The organism is Enterobacter cloacae complex sp. 2015409, assembly GCF_041365315.1.
In the GTDB taxonomy this organism is placed as follows: domain Bacteria; phylum Pseudomonadota; class Gammaproteobacteria; order Enterobacterales; family Enterobacteriaceae; genus Enterobacter; species Enterobacter pseudoroggenkampii.
On sequence record NZ_JBFTVM010000002.1, the window covers coordinates 136,147 to 154,401 of the forward strand.

General features: G+C 59.1%; 14 protein-coding genes and 2 pseudogenes. 4 read left to right on the forward strand and 12 right to left on the reverse strand.

The features are described 5' to 3' along the window. Positions 1 to 50 precede the first annotated feature (50 nt). Positions 51 to 1,469: a PTS trehalose transporter subunit IIBC gene (treB, locus tag ACDO57_RS14285; protein WP_370884256.1), complete on the reverse strand. Its 1,419-nt coding sequence runs from the start codon at positions 1,467 to 1,469 to the stop codon at positions 51 to 53. A gap of 129 nt (positions 1,470 to 1,598) precedes the next feature. Beyond that, positions 1,599 to 2,546, reverse strand: coding sequence for a trehalose operon repressor TreR (gene treR, locus ACDO57_RS14290; protein WP_032651468.1), 948 nt, complete (start codon positions 2,544 to 2,546; stop codon positions 1,599 to 1,601). 391 nt (positions 2,547 to 2,937) lie between these two features. On the opposite strand from treR, the gene mgtA reads away from it, so the two are divergent. Together mgtA and ACDO57_RS14300 are read left to right on the forward strand one after the other, a co-directional pair. Then, positions 2,938 to 5,646, forward strand: a complete 2,709-nt coding sequence (gene mgtA / locus ACDO57_RS14295) for a magnesium-translocating P-type ATPase (protein ID WP_024907265.1) — start codon at positions 2,938 to 2,940, stop codon at positions 5,644 to 5,646. Between the two features lie 222 nt (positions 5,647 to 5,868). Further along, positions 5,869 to 8,253: a beta-N-acetylhexosaminidase gene (locus ACDO57_RS14300; protein ID WP_370884160.1), complete on the forward strand. Its 2,385-nt coding sequence runs from the start codon at positions 5,869 to 5,871 to the stop codon at positions 8,251 to 8,253. A gap of 51 nt (positions 8,254 to 8,304) precedes the next feature. Here ACDO57_RS14300 and ridA read toward each other — a convergent pair whose 3' ends face one another. The 4 genes from ridA to ACDO57_RS14320 all read right to left on the reverse strand — a co-directional run bounded on the left by ridA (position 8,305) and on the right by ACDO57_RS14320 (position 10,310). Further along, a complete protein-coding gene (gene ridA, locus ACDO57_RS14305) occupies positions 8,305 to 8,691 on the reverse strand; it encodes a 2-iminobutanoate/2-iminopropanoate deaminase (RefSeq protein ID WP_024907263.1) in 387 nt (128 codons plus the stop codon). A gap of 73 nt (positions 8,692 to 8,764) precedes the next feature. After that, a complete protein-coding gene (gene pyrI / locus ACDO57_RS14310) occupies positions 8,765 to 9,226 on the reverse strand; it encodes an aspartate carbamoyltransferase regulatory subunit (RefSeq protein ID WP_023310197.1) in 462 nt (153 codons plus the stop codon). A 12-nt stretch (positions 9,227 to 9,238) separates the two neighbouring features. Beyond that, positions 9,239 to 10,171 carry an aspartate carbamoyltransferase gene (pyrB, locus tag ACDO57_RS14315; protein ID WP_024907262.1) on the reverse strand — a complete coding sequence of 311 codons (933 nt, stop codon included), beginning with the start codon at positions 10,169 to 10,171 and terminating at the stop codon, positions 9,239 to 9,241. Between the two features lie 34 nt (positions 10,172 to 10,205). Continuing rightward, on the reverse strand, positions 10,206 to 10,310 hold the full coding sequence (locus tag ACDO57_RS14320; protein ID WP_022646880.1) for a pyrBI operon leader peptide: 105 nt from the start codon (positions 10,308 to 10,310) through the stop codon (positions 10,206 to 10,208). Between ACDO57_RS14320 and ACDO57_RS14325 the strand changes: the two are divergent. Continuing rightward, positions 10,290 to 10,407, forward strand: a pseudogene (locus ACDO57_RS14325) (hypothetical protein). The gene ACDO57_RS14320 and the pseudogene ACDO57_RS14325 sit on opposite strands and share 21 nt — an antisense overlap. 3 nt (positions 10,408 to 10,410) lie before the next feature. On the opposite strand, the gene ACDO57_RS14330 reads toward ACDO57_RS14325, so the two are convergent. The 5 genes from ACDO57_RS14330 to arcA all read right to left on the reverse strand — a co-directional run bounded on the left by ACDO57_RS14330 (position 10,411) and on the right by arcA (position 15,595). After that, complete coding sequence (locus ACDO57_RS14330; protein WP_024907261.1) at positions 10,411 to 10,890, reverse strand: arginine repressor; 480 nt, start codon at positions 10,888 to 10,890, stop codon at positions 10,411 to 10,413. Between the two features lie 80 nt (positions 10,891 to 10,970). After that, positions 10,971 to 12,374 carry a YfcC family protein gene (locus tag ACDO57_RS14335; protein ID WP_024907260.1) on the reverse strand — a complete coding sequence of 468 codons (1,404 nt, stop codon included), beginning with the start codon at positions 12,372 to 12,374 and terminating at the stop codon, positions 10,971 to 10,973. A gap of 47 nt (positions 12,375 to 12,421) precedes the next feature. After that, a complete protein-coding gene (gene argF, locus ACDO57_RS14340) occupies positions 12,422 to 13,426 on the reverse strand; it encodes an ornithine carbamoyltransferase (protein WP_032651476.1) in 1,005 nt (334 codons plus the stop codon). 26 nt (positions 13,427 to 13,452) lie between these two features. Beyond that, positions 13,453 to 14,364, reverse strand: a complete 912-nt coding sequence (arcC, locus tag ACDO57_RS14345) for a carbamate kinase (RefSeq protein WP_370884161.1) — start codon at positions 14,362 to 14,364, stop codon at positions 13,453 to 13,455. A gap of 10 nt (positions 14,365 to 14,374) precedes the next feature. Next, on the reverse strand, positions 14,375 to 15,595 hold the full coding sequence (gene arcA / locus ACDO57_RS14350) for an arginine deiminase (RefSeq protein ID WP_008501384.1): 1,221 nt from the start codon (positions 15,593 to 15,595) through the stop codon (positions 14,375 to 14,377). A gap of 675 nt (positions 15,596 to 16,270) precedes the next feature. Here arcA and ACDO57_RS14355 point away from each other — a divergent pair. Continuing rightward, positions 16,271 to 16,723, forward strand: coding sequence for a YhcH/YjgK/YiaL family protein (locus ACDO57_RS14355; protein WP_370884162.1), 453 nt, complete (start codon positions 16,271 to 16,273; stop codon positions 16,721 to 16,723). 135 nt (positions 16,724 to 16,858) lie between these two features. On the opposite strand, the pseudogene ACDO57_RS14360 reads toward ACDO57_RS14355, so the two are convergent. Further along, a pseudogene (locus tag ACDO57_RS14360) lies at positions 16,859 to 17,976 on the reverse strand (IS481 family transposase). Positions 17,977 to 18,255 lie beyond the last annotated feature (279 nt).

Here is an 18,255-nt window from a genome sequence, read left to right on the forward strand (position 1 = left end):
TGTGTTCCTGCAAATGCGAAGGGGCGCAACTGCGCCCCGAAAGAGAGAGATTAAACAATCTGCAGCGAGCCCTGACGGAACTTACGCTGATAAACCACGGTAGTCAGCGCCATTGGGACGATAATCGCGATGGCCATTGCCAGGGCGAATACCTGCCAGTAAGCGGGCTGGATGGAGAGGATGCCCGGCAGGCCGCCGACGCCAATCCCGTTTGCCATTACGCCGTTCAGTCCGCACACCAGGCCCGCCAGACCGGAACCGATCATCGCGCAGAGCATCGGGAAGCGGTATTTCAGGTTGATACCGTACATCGCCGGTTCGGTGACGCCGAGGTAGGCGGAGATGGCCGCCGGAACGGAGATCTCGCGTTCGTTGTGCTTGCGGCTGACGATGATGATGCCGGTCACCGCGGACGCCTGAGCAATGTTAGACAGGGCGATAATCGGCCAGACCGGCGTGCCGCCGAGGCTCTGGATCATCTGCATATCAATGGCCAGCGTGGTCTGGTGCACGCCGGTGATCACCAGCGGAGCGTACAGGAAGCCAAACAGCGCGGCGCCAATCGGGGCGAAGCTGCCGGTCATCAGGTGGCGCACCGCGAAGGCCACGCCGTCGCCAATCATGCGGCCAAACGGACCGATAAAGGCGTGCGCCAGGAAGACCGCCAGAATCAGCGAGCAGACCGGCACCACCACCAGATAGAGGTAATCCGGCACGATGCGCTTCAGTCGGGTTTCAATAAAGCCCAGCGCCAGCCCCGCCAACAGGGCCGGAATAACCTGCGCCTGATAGCCCACTTTGGCGATAGTAAACAGGCCGAAGTTCCACACCTCAGGCACCTGCTGACCAAGTAAGTAAGCGTTCATTAACTGCGGAGAGACCAGCGTGACGCCCAGTACGATACCGAGGATCGGCGTACCGCCCATCTTGCGCACCGCGGACCAGCAGATCCCGACCGGCAGATAGAAGAAGATCGCCTCGCCAATCAGCCACAGGAAGTCGTACACGGTTTTCAGCGCCGGATACATCTGCGCCAGGGTTTTGCCGTCGCTCATCGGCACGTCGCCGATGACGTTACGGAAGCCTAAGATCAAGCCTCCGCTGATCAGCGCCGGCAGGAGCGGGAAGAAGATCTCCGCGAAGTGGGAAATCAGCTGCTCGTGCCACTTCATATTCTGACGCGCGGCCTTCTTCGCCTGCTCTTTATCGGCGGAGGAGTGCCCGGTCGTTGCCAGCAGAGCCTGATAGTAATCGCCCACTTCGGTACCAATCACGACCTGGAACTGACCGGCGTTGGTGAAGCAGCCTTTAACCATGGAGAGTTCTTCAATGGCCTTCGGGTTAGCTTTGGCCGGATCGTTCAGCACGAAGCGCAGGCGGGTAATGCAATGGCTGACGGTAACGATGTTTTCGCGGCCGCCGACCAGGACGATCAGCCGATCGATATCTGCTTGTTTGACTTTACTCATCATGAAACCTCATGACAGATGGTGAGAGGGTGTAATGACCTGAGCGCAAGCCTACTCCTTCAGCGTGACGGCGAAAATGGGAACGTTCCCGAAATCGGGCGAAGATCACAATAAACCGTTGAGCGGGGGTTAAGAAAGGTGGGCAGGAATAACGATCTGACGCGGCTCAGCGCGCCCGTTTATCTGCTCGATCAGCTGCGCGGCGGCCTGTCTGCCGGACTCGGCGTAGCCCGGATCGACGGTGATGATCTCCGGGTGCAGGAACTTCATCAGCGGCGTGCTGCCGACGCTCGCCACCTGCAGGTTATCGATGCGCTGCTCCTGCAGATATTTGCTGGCACCCAGCGCCAGGGTATCCGTGGCGCATACCAGCGCGGTGGTCTGCGGCGTCAGGACGCTGGCGACCTGCTCGTAGCCCTGCTTCATGCCCAGCCCCGGCAGGGAGGCCACGGCGGAGAGGTTGTGCTTTTTACAAAAGGCCAGATAGGCCTCATGGCGACGCTTGCCGGTGGTGACGTCCGCGTGCGGTACGCCGAGGAAGCTAATATGACGATGGCCTTCGTCAAACAGGCGCTGCATCAGGGTGATAATCGCGCCCTCGTCGTCATAGCAGACGGAGGCAAAACCGTGGGCATCGCGCGCCAGCAGCACCAGCGACGGCTGCCAGGGTTTTAGCATCTCGTCTTTGATGCCGGTAAAGCCGAACAGCACCACGCCGTCAATGTTGCGCCGCTGGAGCATACCCAGATGTTCTTCCACCAGCTGTGGCGAGAACTGGCTCTCCATCATGATCGGGTCATATCCCTGCTCATAGAAGGCGGGCAGCATGGTCTGCACGGCAAGGTTTTCAGACAGAGAGTCCAGACGCGAGACAATGATGGCGACCACTTTGTCACTCTGCCCGCGCATGGCGCGCGCGGAGCGGGAAGGGGAAAAGCCGTGCTGATTCATGACCGCCTCAACGCGCTCGCGGGTGCGTTCGCTGACGCCGCTTTCGTTGTTCAGCACACGTGAGACGGTTGATTTCCCCACGCCGCTTAAACGCGCGATGTCTTTAATCGTAAGGCGGTTCTGCATGCTGTATTCCCTGTAACAACGACAAAATGGTCAATTGAGCCTAATGCTATAGCGCGATTTCGCTATGGGCAAAGTCTGGTTTACGTTCGGTTTATTTGCAGGGGGGTATAATACCGCCCGAATCGTCACAAAGGGTACGCTTAAATCCTTATACTGCGCGGCGACACCCTACTTTTTACTTACCGGAGGCTTCATGGATCCCGATCCCACACCTCTCCTGAACGGGAGAATGCGTTCTTTCCGGTAAGCCAGCCTGTTGCTGACTCACCGGTGATGTGAGGCAGCAACGTCCCAAACGTTCCTGCTTGAAAAATTGAGTGCCTCTCAGGTACGGCCTTGCCACGCCTGAAGGAAATGCTGCGTCCGCATTCGCGGGTGCGGAGGAATGACTATGTTTAAAAATATCACCCGGCAGCTGCAGGCCCTGCTGAGCCGCCACCTGCCACACCGTCTGGTTCAGCGCGACCCGCTGCCCAATGCCAAAAACATGGCGGGGGCGGCGATCCCCGCGTCCCTGACCGAACGCTGCCTGAACGCGGCGGCGATGGATGAAAACGAAGTCTGGCGCGCCTTTGGCGGACACCCGGAAGGGCTGAACGCGTTAGAAGTGGAAAAAATCCGCGCCGTGCACGGCGATAACCTCATTCCGGCACAAAAGCCGTCTCCGTGGTGGGTGCATCTGTGGCTCTGCTACCGCAACCCGTTCAACCTGCTGCTGACCGTGCTCGGCCTCATCTCCTACGCGACGGAAGATCTGTTTGCCGCAGGGGTGATTGCCCTGATGGTGGGCATCTCCACGCTGCTGAACTTTATTCAGGAGGCCCGCTCCACCAAAGCGGCGGACGCCCTGAAGGCGATGGTCAGCAACACCGCGACCGTCTCGCGCGTGATCAACGATCTCGGCGAAAACGCCTGGGTGGAATTGCCTATCGACCAGCTGGTGCCGGGGGATCTGGTGAAGCTGGCGGCGGGGGACATGATCCCGGCGGATTTACGCATCATCCAGGCGCGCGATCTTTTCGTCGCGCAGGCCTCCCTGACCGGGGAATCCCTGCCCGTTGAAAAGGTGGCGCGCAGCCGCGACCCGCAGCAGATGAACCCGCTTGAGTGCGACACCCTGTGCTTTATGGGCACCACGGTGGTCAGCGGCACCGCGCAGGCGATTGTCACCGCCACCGGGGGCAACACCTGGTTTGGTCAGCTTGCCGGACGCGTCAGCGAGCAGGAGAGCGAGCCGAACGCCTTCCAGAAGGGGATTGGCCGCGTCAGCATGCTGCTGATCCGCTTTATGATGGTGATGACGCCGATCGTGCTGCTGATCAACGGCTACACCAAAGGCGACTGGTGGGAAGCGGCGCTGTTTGCGCTCTCCGTAGCCGTCGGCTTAACGCCGGAAATGCTGCCGATGATTGTCACCTCCACGCTGGCGCGCGGGGCGGTGAAGCTCTCTAAACAGAAGGTGATCGTCAAACACCTCGACGCCATTCAGAATTTTGGCGCGATGGACATTCTCTGCACCGATAAAACCGGCACCCTGACGCAGGACAAAATCGTGCTGGAGAACCACACCGATATCTCCGGCAAAACCAGCGAGCGCGTCCTGCACAGCGCGTGGCTGAACAGCCATTACCAGACCGGGCTGAAAAACCTGCTCGACGTCGCGGTGCTGGAAGGGGTGGATGAAGAGTCCGCCCGCACGCTCTCCGGCCGCTGGCAGAAGGTGGATGAGATCCCGTTCGACTTCGAGCGCCGCCGCATGTCGGTGGTGGTGAGCGAGCAGACGGATGTGCATCAGCTGATCTGCAAAGGCGCGCTGCAGGAGATCCTGAACGTGTCGACGCAGGTACGCTATAACGGCGACATCGTGCCGCTGGACGACACCATGCTGCGCCGCATCAAGCGCGTCACCGACAACCTGAACCGTCAGGGGCTGCGCGTGGTGGCGGTGGCGAGCAAGTTCCTGCCGGCGCGTGAAGGGGACTATCAGCGTATCGACGAATCCGATCTGATCCTCGAGGGTTACATCGCCTTCCTCGATCCGCCGAAAGAGACCACCGCACCGGCGCTGAAGGCGCTGAAGGCGAGCGGCATTACCGTCAAAATTCTCACCGGAGACAGCGAGCTGGTGGCGGCGAAAGTGTGCCACGAGGTGGGGCTGGACGCGGGTGACGTGGTAGTGGGGAGCGATATTGAACATCTCTCTGATGACGAGCTGGCGAAGCTTGCCCAGCGTACCACGCTGTTTGCCCGCCTGACGCCGATGCATAAAGAGCGCATCGTCACCCTGCTCAAGCGCGAAGGGCACGTGGTGGGCTTTATGGGCGACGGCATCAACGATGCGCCCGCTCTGCGTGCGGCGGATATCGGTATCTCCGTAGACGGGGCGGTCGATATTGCCCGCGAAGCGGCGGATATCATTCTGCTGGAAAAAAGCCTGATGGTGCTGGAGGAGGGCGTCATCGAAGGTCGCCGTACCTTTGCCAATATGCTCAAGTACATCAAGATGACCGCCAGCTCCAACTTCGGTAACGTCTTCAGCGTGCTGGTGGCAAGCGCGTTTCTGCCGTTCCTGCCGATGCTGCCGCTGCACCTGCTGATCCAGAACCTGATGTACGACGTGTCTCAGGTGGCTATCCCGTTTGATAACGTGGACGACGAGCAGATCCAGAAGCCGCAGCACTGGAACCCGGCAGATCTCGGGCGCTTTATGCTGTTCTTTGGCCCGATCAGCTCCATCTTCGACATCCTGACCTTCTGCCTGATGTGGTTTGTGTTCCACGCCAACACCCCGGAACACCAGACGCTGTTCCAGTCCGGCTGGTTCGTGGTAGGGCTGCTGTCGCAGACGCTGATTGTGCATATGATCCGCACGCGCCGCATACCGTTCATCCAGAGCCGTGCCGCGTGGCCGCTGATTGTGATGACGGGGATTGTGATGGCGCTCGGCATCGCGCTGCCGTTCTCACCGCTGGCGAGCTACCTGCAGCTGCAGGCGCTGCCGCTAAGCTACTTCCCGTGGCTGGTGGCGATCCTCGCGGGGTATATGGTGCTGACGCAGATGGTGAAAGGATTCTATGCGCGTCGGTATGGGTGGCAGTAAAAACATACCCTCACCCTAACCCTCTCCCTGAAAGGGAGAGGGGACCGCTCGGTGACGCCTTTCCCCCTCGCCCCTTTGGGGAGAGGGCCGGGGTGAGGGGACTGGCTTTCCTCCCAAATTCAACAACCTGTGATCTCCGTCGGCGCATTCGCTTGACGACAAATTGAGCGCATGTTAACAGAATGTTTTGCCTTTATTTGGCCCGTCAGATAAGGAACATTCATGTTACGGTACAGTCTCTTAACCGCCGGGCTGATGCTCGGCGCCTCTGCCTTTGCCGCCCCGGCAGGGGATCTCCCCTTAATGCCCTGGCCTGCGAAGGTCGAACGCCCGACGACCCAGGGCGCGCTGGTGCTCAGCAACAACGTATCCATTAGCGTCAGCGGTGACGATCTCGGTGACGCCGTCAACCGCCTGCGCCAGCGCATCGCCCTGCAAACCGGCTGGACGCTGCAGCCTCAGGCTGAAAAGCCAGACAAGCCGACTATCCGCATTGCCATCGCTAAAAAGGTGAGGCCGCAGCCGCTGCCGGACAGCGATGAAACCTATAAGCTCACGGTGGATGCTAACGGCGTGACTATCTCCGCCAATACCCGCTTCGGCGCGCTACGCGCCATGGAAACCCTGCTCCAGCTGATGCAGAACGGGGCGGAAAACACCTCTCTGCCGTGGGTTACCATTGAAGATTCGCCGCGCTTCCCGTGGCGCGGGCTGCTGCTGGATTCGGCGCGCCACTTTATCCCGCTGCCGGATATCAAACGCCAGATCGACGGCATGGCCGCGGCGAAGCTCAACGTGCTGCACTGGCACCTGACCGACGACCAGGGCTGGCGCTTCAGTTCGAAGCGCTACCCTAAGCTGACGCAGCTTGCCAGCGACGGGCTGTTCTACACGCCTGAACAGATGCGCGAGGTGGTGCGTTACGCCGCCGAGCGCGGTATCCGCGTGGTGCCGGAGATCGACATGCCGGGCCACGCCTCGGCGATTGCCGTGGCCTACCCGGAGCTGATGAGCGCGCCGGGGCCGTACGCCATGGAACGCCACTGGGGCGTGCTGAAGCCGGTTCTCGATCCCACCAAAGAGGCGACTTACGCCTTTGCTGACGCGATGGTCAGCGAACTGGCGGCGATCTTCCCCGATCCGTATCTGCACATCGGCGGCGACGAGGTGGACGACAGCCAGTGGAAAGCGAACCCGGCTATCCAGCAGTTTATGCGCGACAACAGGCTGGCGGACAGCCACGCGCTGCAGGCTTACTTCAACCGCAAGCTGGAAACGATCCTCGAGAAGCATCACCGCCAGATGGTCGGCTGGGATGAGATCTACCATCCTGACCTGCCGAAAAGCATTCTGATCCAGTCCTGGCAAGGGCAGGACGCGCTGGGGCAGGTGGCGCAGAGCGGCTACAAGGGCATTCTGTCGACCGGCTTTTATCTCGACCAGCCCCAGTCCACCGCCTATCACTACCGCAACGAGATTGTCCCGCAGGGCTTAAACGGCGTGGACGTCATAGCGGACACCGACAGCGCCCAGAGCTGGGCCTTCTCCATGCCGCGCCTGAAGGGTAAGCCGGTGGAGGGGAGCTTCACGCTGGTGAAAGGGGATGCGGGCTGGCGCGGGTTTATTGATTTTGCCGGGAAATCCCGCCGCGCGGTGCAGAACATCGAATGGCGCGATGACAGCCAGGTGACGTTTACCGTCGATACGTGGATGGGCGACACGCGCCCGGTCGTCACCGTCGATAACGACAAGCTTTCCGGCTATTTCCTGGTGGGGAATACGCGCTACCCAATCAGCGGCACGCGTCTGGACGACGTGCCGAAAGGCGTTCCGCCGGTCGTGCCGGACGTGGCGAACCAGGCCAACCTGCTCGGCGGTGAAGCGGCGCTGTGGGCGGAAAACGTGGTGGCGCCGGTGCTGGATATCCGCCTGTGGCCGCGCACGTTTGCGGTGGCGGAGCGGCTGTGGTCGGCGCAGGACGTCAACGATGTCGAAAACATGTACACCCGCCTGCAGGCGATGGACAGCTGGTCGACGGTGTCGGTCGGGCTGCAGCAGCATACCCAGCAGCAGGTGCAGTTCACGCGCCTCGCCGGTAATGCCGACACCCTGCCGCTGCAGATCCTCGCGCAGGCGGTAGAGCCAGCGCAGTATTACACCCGTCAGCACCTGAAGTTTCAGGCCGGAAACTATCATCAGTTCGAGCCCCTCAACCGCTTCGCCGATGCGCTAAACGCCGAAAGCGCCACCGTGCGCCAGATGCACAAATGGGCGGACCGTCTGGTGAGCGATGCGGAAGACACGGAAAGCGCCGACGCCCTGCGCCACGTCTTTAACCGCTGGCAGAGCAACACCAGCGACGCGCTGGCCTTAAGCGAAAACAGCTATCAGCTGAAGGCGATGAAGCCGGTGATCCAGGAGGTGGATAAGCTGGCCTCGATTGGCCTGCGGCTGACGGATCTGGTGGCGCGCCAGGGCACTCTGGATGATAAAGAGATAGCCTCGATTCAGAGCGAGCTGGATAACGCGGCGAAGGTGCAGGACGAAGTGGTGATTGCGGCGGTCTATCCGCTGGAGACGCTGCTTCGCGCCACGCGGAATCAGTAGCGGGCCATAAAAAAAGGCAGCCCCAGGCTGCCTTATCATCGACAAAGCGAATTAGCGACGTACGGCAATCGCTTCGATTTCAATTTTCACGTCTTTTGGCAGACGCGCCACTTCCACGCAGGAGCGCGCCGGGAAGGTGGCGTTGTGCTCGGTGAAGAACGCTTCATAGGTGGCGTTAACGGTCGCGAAGTCGTTCAGATCTTTCACGAAAACGGTGGTTTTGACGATGTCGCCCACTTTCAGGCCCGCAGATTCAACGATAGCCTGCACGTTTTCCAGCGACTGACGCGCCTGTGCTGCCACGTCGGTCGGCACTTCACCGGTTTTTGGGTTTACGGGGATCTGACCTGAAGTGATGATCATGCTGCCCAGATCAACGCCCTGAACGTAAGGGCCGATAGCGGCTGGTGCATTTTCCGTCGCGAGTACTTTGCTCATGTTTTCTCCAGAATTACAGCGTTAAGAATGTTCCCGGCCATTATAACAGCCGGGATTTCATTACCAACCTCAATTAGTTGGCCAGCACCACATAATGAGAAAACTCTTTTTCGCAGTATTTGCATTTGAGCGCGATGTCATCGGCGCGTTTTTTCACTGCGAAGCTGGAGGAAACCGGCTCGGCATGGCTGATGCAGTTGCTGTTCGGGCAGACCAGCACGCTTTCAATGCGATCCGGCAGGCTCGGGCGGGATTTACCGACCACTTCATACTCGTCGATGCGGTTGACGGTGGCGTCCGGCGCGTACAGCGACAACTGGTTAACCTGCTCGTCGGTCAGGAAGGTATTCTCGATTTTAATCAGGTCCTTGCGGCCCATTTCACCCGACGGCAGGTTCAGGCCGATGGTGATGCGCTGGTCGGTTTCGGTCAGTTTGAACAGCGTCAGCAGCTTAAAGCCCACCTGCGCAGGGATGTGGTCAATCACGGTGCCACGCTTGATGGCTTCAACCTGGAGTTTGTTATCGTGTGTCATGGTCGTTTCCCCTTACAGTGCCAATTCGCGATTCAGAACCAGTGCCAGTAACGCCTGGCGGGCGAAGATGCCGTTTCCGGCCTGCTGGAAGTACCAGGCGTGCGGCGTTTTATCCACGTCTGTGGTGATCTCATCGATGCGCGGCAGCGGATGCAGCACCTTCATGTTGTCGCGCGCGCCCTCGAGGTCGCTGGCGCGCAGCACGAACTGTGCCTTCACGTTGGCGTATTCGGACGGATCCAGACGCTCTTTCTGCACGCGGGTCATGTACAGAATATCCACGTGGCTCATCACCTCTTCGATGCTGGCATGCAGGCTCCACTGAATGCCTTTCTCGTCCAGCATGTCGAGGATGTACTGCGGCATCGCCAGCGCGTCAGGCGCGATGAAGTAGAAGCGGTTGCCGTTAAATTTCGCCAGCGCCTGCGTCAGGGAGTGGACGGTGCGGCCATATTTCAGGTCGCCGACCATGGCGATATTCAGGTTCTCGAGCTTGCCCTGGGTCTCCTGAATGGTGAACAGATCCAGCAGGGTCTGCGTCGGATGCTGGTTGGCACCGTCACCGGCGTTCAGTACCGGAATGCCGCCGGAGAACTCGGTCGCCAGGCGTGCCGCGCCCTCCTGCGGATGACGCATCACAATCGCGTCGACGTAGGTGCTGATGACTGAAATGGTATCCGCCAGGGTCTCGCCTTTTTTACCCAGCGACGTGTTGCTGCTGTCCGAGAAGCCCACCACGCTCGCCCCCAGGCGGTGCATGGAGGTCTCAAAGGAGAGGCGGGTGCGGGTCGAGGCTTCAAAGAAGCAGCTCGCAATCACCTTGTGCTTCAGCAGCTCCGGTTGCGGATTGGCCTTCAGTTTTGCCGCGGTTTCCAGAACCAGTTCCAGCTCTTCGCGGCTGAGGTCGTTTATGGAAATGATGTGTTTTTGATAAAGCGGATTCATGTTTATCTCCTGACGCCGGGCAAAAAAAAGCCCCTCAAATGAGGGGCTCTGGGAATAGGTTTAGCAACGGGAAGAAAAACGGCAGGCCAGCGTCTGATTTCAGACGCGGTAAGACGTTATGTCGTACACGCTTGACCATGCTTCCTCCCGGCAAATTGTCGGGCATTATACGCAGCTCGCTTTTCGGATCAAGCGATTTAATGCACGCTTTACTCAATGCAAACGGTTCTTTATGAATATTAATTCGTTCTGAGTAAATAATTAATTTGCTTATGCACCAGCGCGGTGCGCTTCACGACCCGGGGAGCGACCCAGACGATACTGCTGCCAGCCACCACGCCTAAAATTTCCGGCAGCTGGTGATAATCCAGAATACGCGCCACCGCGCGGCCATATCCGGCGACGGTATGCACAAGGATAAACTCGCTATTATGCTCGACGCTGACCACCATTTCGGACACGGTACGCGCGGCGTCGGGGGCAGGGCGCAGCTGGGGATTCAGCGAATAAATCTTTAGCCCTTTGGCATTTCGAATTTTTATGACACCGAGCAATTTAAGCAGACGTGAAACGGTGGACTGGCTGATGGTCTCAAAACCACGCTCCTGCAAATCCCGGCGGATCTCCTCCTGGGAGAGATAGCTCTTTTCTGCTATCAGGCGCTGGCAGACCGTCAGCTGTAGTTGTTCTTTGGGAGAGTACTCTTCGTAATCCATCATAGTTCCCATATCAGTTCCCGAAATAACCGGTGGCACCGCACCGATCCGTAGGCCGGATAAGCGCAGCGCCATCCGGCAAATCACAACAAGGCACCCAGGCTCAACGCCACCATGATCACTACCGTTAATATCCCCAGCAGCGGCGCCACCCATTTCAGATAGCGCACGTAGGGCACGCGGGCGATAGCCAGCCCGCCCATCACGACGGCTGAGGTGGGAGTGACCAGGTTAACGATGCCGGACGCCGACTGGTAGGCCGTGACCACCAGGTCGCGGTTGACGTTAGCGAAATCGGCAAGGGGCGCCATGATCGGCATCGTCAGAACGGCCAGGCCGGACGAAGAAGGCACAAGAAACGACAGCACCACTTCCAGCCAGTACATCACGTTGATGAACGCCACCGTCGATAACCCGGTAACCATCCCCTCGGCGCTGTGCAAAATGGTGTGGGTAATCATGCCCTTATCCATGATCACTACGATACCGCGCGCGATGCCGATAATCAGCGCGACGCCCAGCAAATCTCGCGCGCCGTTGATAAACGTCGAGGTCAGCTCCTCTTCGCTCATGCGGGCGATCAGGCCGACGATAATCGCGCTGGCGAGAAACACCGCCGAAATCTCCGCCATCCACCAGCCCAGCACCGCCACGCCGTAAATCATCACCGCGAAGGCGAGGGCGAAAATCACCAGGATGATTTTGCGCACCGGGGTGAACTCCAGCGACTGTTCGCCCTTGTTGCCGAGGAAATGGGCGCGGTTCTCTTCCTGCTTGTCTGCAACGATCGACAGCGAGGGATCCTTGCGCACCTTGCGGGCGTAGCGCATGACCCACGCCACGCAGATGATCCAGCCGATGACCAGCAGCGCCACGCGCAGGGCGATGCCGTTAGTGAAGGGGATCCCGGCGGCGTTGGCGGCGATGACCGTGGCAAACGGGTTGATGGTGGAACCCAGCGTGCCGATCCCCGCGCCGAGCAGCACGGTGGAGGCGGCGACAACCGGATCGAACCGGGCTGCCAGCATCACCGGCACCAGCAGGGTGTAGAACGGCAGCGACTCTTCGGCCATGCCGTAAATGGTGCCGCCCGCGGCAAACAGCGCCATCAGGATCGGGATCATCCACTCCTCGCGTCCGCGCAGCCGGGTGGTGACGCGCTCGATCCCGGCGTCAATCGCCCCGGTTTTGGTGACGATCCCGAGAAATCCCCCGATGATCAGAATAAACAGCGCCACGTCGATCGCCCCGGCCTGACCGGAGACCGGATCGTACAGCCCGGCGATGGGCGCCATCAGGACGGAAACCAGCCCCTGCGGATGCGCCGCCACGTGCGCGTAGGTTCCGGCAATCGGGACTTCTTTACCGAGGGTGTCGTTCATCGCCATCTGGTACTGGCCGGCGGGAACGACCCAGCTCAGCGCCGCCACAACGGCAATCAGGAAAAAGAGAATGGTGTAAGCGGAGGGAAACTTAAACTTGCCCATGATGTTCTCCTTAAACCCGGCGCACCCCGCGGCGCGCCGGGCGGTGATTAGTCGCCGAGTGTCGCCACCATGACCGCTTTAATGGTGTGCATGCGGTTCTCTGCTTCGTCGAAGACGATCGAGTTCGGCGATTCGAAGACCTCTTCCGTCACCTCCAGCCCCTTCAGGCCGTACGCCATCTCGATCTCGCGGCCCACTTTGGTGTGTTCGTTGTGGAACGCCGGCAGGCAGTGCATGAATTTGACGTTCGGGTTGCCGGTGGCCTTCATCACCTGGGCGTTAATTTGATATGGCTTCATCAGGCTGACGCGCTCGGCCCAGGCTTCCTTCGGCTCGCCCATGGAGACCCACACGTCGGTGTAGAGGAAATCGGTCCCCCGCACGCCTTCTTCCACGTCGTCGGTGAGGGTGATGCGCGCGCCCGTCTCTTTGGCGATGGCGCGGCACTGCTCAACCAGCCCGGCTTCCGGCCAGAAGGATTTCGGCGCGACGAGGCGGATATCCATCCCCATCTTGGCCGCGCCCACCATCAGGGAGTTGCCCATGTTGTTGCGCGCGTCGCCGAGATAGGCAAAGCTCAGCTCCGGCAGGGTTTTGCCCGGCGCGTGCTCCAGCATGGTCATCAGATCTGCGAGGATTTGCGTTGGGTGAAACTCGTCGGTCAGGCCGTTCCACACCGGCACGCCCGCGTACTCGCCGAGCTCTTCGACGATGGCCTGACCATAGCCGCGGTATTCGATGCCGTCGTACATGCGGCCCAGCACGCGGGCGGTGTCTTTCATCGACTCTTTATGGCCGATCTGCGATCCGCTTGGGCCGAGATAGGTGACCTGCGCGCCCTGATCGAACGCGCCCACTTCGAAGGCGCAGCGGGTGCGGGTGGAGGTTTTTTCAAAGATCAGGGCGATGTTTTTCCCGACCAGGGTTTGCTTCTCGCGCCCGGCTTTTTTAGCGGCCTTCAGCTCAATGGCGAGGTCGATCAGGTACTGGATCTCCGCCGGGGTGTAGTCCAGCAGTTTCAGGAAGTTGCGGTTTTTCAGGTTGATGGTCATGGGTAAATCCTTTTTAAAATGAGAGTTCAGTTACGAATCAACGTGCCTTTCTCGCCCGCGAGGATCTCCGCGCCGTCGGCCAGCGCGCCGATCCCGGCAATGCCGTTGCAGGCTTCAACAAACTCGCGGCAGGCGGCCACTTTCGGCCCCATCGATCCGGCGTCGAACTGCATGCCTTTGAGCAGCTCCGGCGTCACCTGCGCCAGCGGACGCTGGGTCGGCTTGCCCCAGTCGAGGTACACCGCGTCGGCGTCGGTGAGGATCAGCAGGGCATCGGCTTCGATCTGGCGCGCCAGCAGGGCGGCGGAGAGGTCTTTGTCGATTACCGCCTCGATCCCGCGATAGCCGTTGGCGTGTTCCACCACCGGCACGCCGCCGCCTCCGTTGCAGATCACCAGGTGGTCGCGCTGGATCAGCGCCGTGATGGCGTCGCTCTCGACGATGCGCTTCGGCTGCGGCGACGGCACCACGCGGCGGACGTAGCTGCCGTCGGCCTTAAACACCCAGCCTTTCTCCGCCGCCAGCGTTTTTGCCTGGGCTTCGCTGTAGACCGGGCCGATGTACTTGGTCGGGTTGCTGAAGGCCGGGTCGGCGGCGTCCACTTCCACCTGGGTGAGCAGAACGCTCACCTCCCGCTGCGGCAGGCTGTTTTTCAGCGCCTGCTGGAGCATGTAGCCGATCATTCCCTGGCTTTCGGCGCCGAGAACGTCCAGCGGGTAGGGCGTGACTTTGTCGTAGGCGCTGTTCTGCAGCGCCAGCAGCCCGACCTGCGGCCCGTTGCCGTGTACCAGCACCACGCGCCACTGCTCCGTTAAGCCGGCGATGGTGCGGGCGGCCTGCTCGATGTTCTGGCGCTGGATCTCCGCTTCCAGCGGCTCGCCGCGCTTGAGCAGCGCGTTGCCGCCCAGGGCCACAACCAGAGTGGGTTTTCGTTCCATGATGGCTCCTTTAAATTCCGTCGCGTTCCAGCGGGCAGCTCATGCAGCGCGCGCCGCCGCGGCCGCGTCCGAGTTCGTCGCCCGGGATGGGCAGCACGGTGATACCCGCTTTGTCGTACTTCTCGTTGGTCCAGACGTTGCGCTCGTAGCCGATCACCACGCCGGGGCGGATGGTCAGGACGTTATTGGCGTCGTTCCACTGCTCGCGTTCGGCCTCAAAGGCGTCGCCGCCGGTGGTGATCAGACGTACCTGGTTAATGCCGAGCGCTTTCTCGATGGCGTGCAGCAGGTCGGTTTCCTGGGTGCGCAGCAGGCCGCCGCGTCCGTCCGGGGTGAGCGTCCAGCACTGGGCGTCTTTGCGCACCACTTCCGGGTAGACGGAGAAGGTATCCACGTCGATGTGGGTCATGACGGTGTCGAGGTGCATGCAGGAGCGGTGTTTTGGCAGCTCAACGGCAATCACGCGCTCGGCCTGGCGGTGTTTGAACAGGCTGTTGGCGAGGAACTCCACGCCCTGCGGCGTCGTGCGTTCGGACATGCCGATCAATACCGCGCCGCGGCCAATCACTAATACGTCACCGCCTTCTAAGGTGGCGTGGTCGTAATTAATATTCTCGTCGCCGAAATACTTAATAAAATCGCCGTCGGCGAACGCCGGGTGCCATCGATATATTGCCCGCAGGTTATTGGTTTCACGCTGACGCGCCGGTTTGGCCATCGGGTTAATAGAGACGCCGTTATAGATCCAGCAGGAGGTATCGCGGGTAAATAAATGGTTTGGCAGCGGCTTCATAATAAAATCATTCGCCGTGTGGGTATCCACCACCATATTTTTAATGGCCGCCGGAATTTCACCGTAGGTTAATCCACCGCTCAGCCTGCGCGCCAGTTCGCGGTGCGGCATATCCGCCAGCCAGCCGCGAACGTCGCCGGCAAAGGTAGGGCCGAGGCGATAATCAGAGATTTGCGTCTCCAGCAGCCAGGCTTTCGCCTCTGCAATATCAAGGGTTTGTGTCAGAAGGTCGGTCAACAGCAGGACTTCCACACCCTGCTCGCGCAGCGTGTTTGCGAAGATGTCATGCTCCTCACCCGCACGCTCAACCGAGAGCACGTCATCGAAAAGGAGCTCCTGACAGTTCGATGGCGTTAAACGTTTCAGACTTAAATTTGGGCGGTGCAGCATAACGCTACGCAATTGACCAATTTCAGAACCGACGTAATGCTTTTCCATAATTATTCCTTTAACTGTTTTTCAGAATAAAAAGGGCATGCGCCATGTGATGCATTTAATTTCATGGCGGCTAAGCTCAATTGATTTCGTAATTCATACTAGGCAGTTAAATAATCCGTATTGTGATGCTGCTCACGCGAAAATTGATATTAAGCGGTTTGTTTTCATTTGCATGATTCGCATCAGATAATGATTAATTGGCTATTCTGGCGAGGTGAATAGCTAAGCAATATCCGTTGTCATTATTTGTAGTTGTTAGTGTTTTGTAGAATTTCATGCTTTGAAATATTTTGTTAAGCCATTGATTTTAATTGTGTTTAAAAGTGGCGGGGAATGGCTATGCAATATTGCTAATTAACTATTTTTGGCTTAAGGAAAATCAATAAATATTTATTGAATTTAATAGCAAATTATCAAAGTGATAAAATGTGAAGCTGTAGCGAGTTTTGTTGTTAAGGCATGACGATCAGTAAGTTAGCGCAAGGCCGTGATAACGAAGAACTGAAGATATGCATAATGGCTGCATAAATGCCTGCGAGGGCTTAACAGCAAATTAACACCATTCCCGATAAACATGCGTTCGCGCAAAACCCGTCTAAAAAGCGCTGGTATGGCAGCCAGGATTCTCGTATAAAAGATAAAAATGAAACGTTGTTTTATATCGAGGGTATTCTGATGATTATCGGCAACATCTACCATCTGCACTCCTGGCTGCCTGACGAACTGCGACAGGCCATTGAGCATGTTAAAGCCCACGTCACCGACGCGACGCCGCTCGGCAAGCACGACATCAACGGCAACAGCCTGTTTTATCTGGTCTCTGAAGATATGACCCAGCCGTTCGCCGAGCGTCGCGCCGAGTACCACGCGCGCTATCTGGATATTCAGATTGTGATGAAGGGTCAGGAAGGGATGACCTTCAGCACCCTGCCGCCCGGCACGCCGGACACCGACTGGCTGGCGGACAAAGACATCGCCTTCCTGCCGGAAGGCGAGCAGGAGAAAACCGTGGTGCTGAGCGAAGGGGATTTTGTGGTGTTCTGGCCGGGTGAGGTGCACAAGCCGCTGTGCGCGGTGGGGGCACCTGCTAAGGTCATGAAAGTTGTGGTGAAGATGCTTGTAGAGTAACCCTTACCCCTCACCCTAACCCTCTCCCCACAGGGGAGAGGGGACTGCTCCGAGCCGTCTTTTCCCCCTCGCCCCATTGGGGTGTACAGTCCGGGGACATGGTAGACAGGTGTTCGGGGACATGGTGAACACTTTTTAACATCCTTTACCCATGGTGATCGACTGTTTCTTCAGGTCGATCACCCCCACTTTCGTGCTGTACCACCACACTTCGTAACAGCCATCCTCCTGCGTCTCCTTCAGTCCGACCCGCTCTCCCCTGAACGCCTTACCCGCGCTCAGACTGATACCTCTGACGCTCAGCTTACCGCTGATATCCACTTTCCTGACCATCACCCCTTCGTAATATTCCGGTGGCGCTGTGTTGCTGCTGTACTGGCGTGCAGACGGCTGATACCGCGAGGCCGGTACCGCCATATCCAGCGCCTCGTGCGGGCGTTCAAGGTTATAGACCGTCCGCCAGTGGTCAAAGGCACGCTGCAGTTCCCCCCTGTCTGCGAACCACTTCCCCTGCAGCACTTCCGCCTTCAGGCTGCGGTGAAAACGCTCCAGCTTGCCCTGCGTCTGCGGATGATACGGCCGGGAGTGACCCACCCGGATACCGTGGCGCATCAGCCACAGTTCCAGCGCCGTCCAGGTGCCGGTGGTGTCGCCCCACGGTGAGCCGTTGTCCATGGTCATCCTGTCCGGCAGGCCGTAGCGTTCAAACACGCTGACCAGCTGCTGTTGCACGGTCTCACGTCGTTCATCGTTACAGTGCGCCAGGCACAGGGAAAAACGGGAGTGGTCATCCAGCAGGGTGAGCGGATGGCAGCGGCCGCCACCGAAGGGAAAGTGGCCCTTAAAATCCATCTGCCAGAGCCGGTTCGGGGCATCATGTTCAAAGCGCCCCGTGGCCGGGATGCCCGGTGATGTGCCCGGCAGCAGACCGTGACGGGCCATCAGATTATGGACGGTGCTGAAGGCGAGCATACGGTGTCCCCGGTCTTCCAGCCAGCGTTTAATCTTGCGGGCTCCCCAGCGTGCATGGCGTTCATGCGCCATGCGCAGCAGGTCAGTGATGTCGTCAGATGAGCGGTTCGGGGAATGACGGGGAGTGCGGGGCGGTCCTGAAGCCCGGAGGCGCCTTCCACAGCCCAGCGCTGAAGCCACTTGTAGCCGGTGGCAGGGGAAATGCCGTAGTGGCGGCAGAGCGAACGGATGTTCGCCCCGTCCTGCGAGGCGAACAAAACAAACTCGGTACGTAATGACATGGTATCTCTCGCATCCTAGGGCATAAGCGACTCCATAAACGGGTTCTTATGCCTTAGTTGTAAGTGTCTACCATGTCCCCGAACAAGTGTTCACTATGTCCCCGGACTGTACATGGGGAGAGGGCCGGGGTGAGGGGGACAATATGTGATCCAGCTTAAATTTCCCGCACTCCCTCTGCATCTCTCATTTACCTGCGCTTTTCCTGCGTCATAGTATGATCGTTAATTTAACGAACGCTGTTCTATAATGTAGAACAAAATGATTCAGCAAGGAGATCT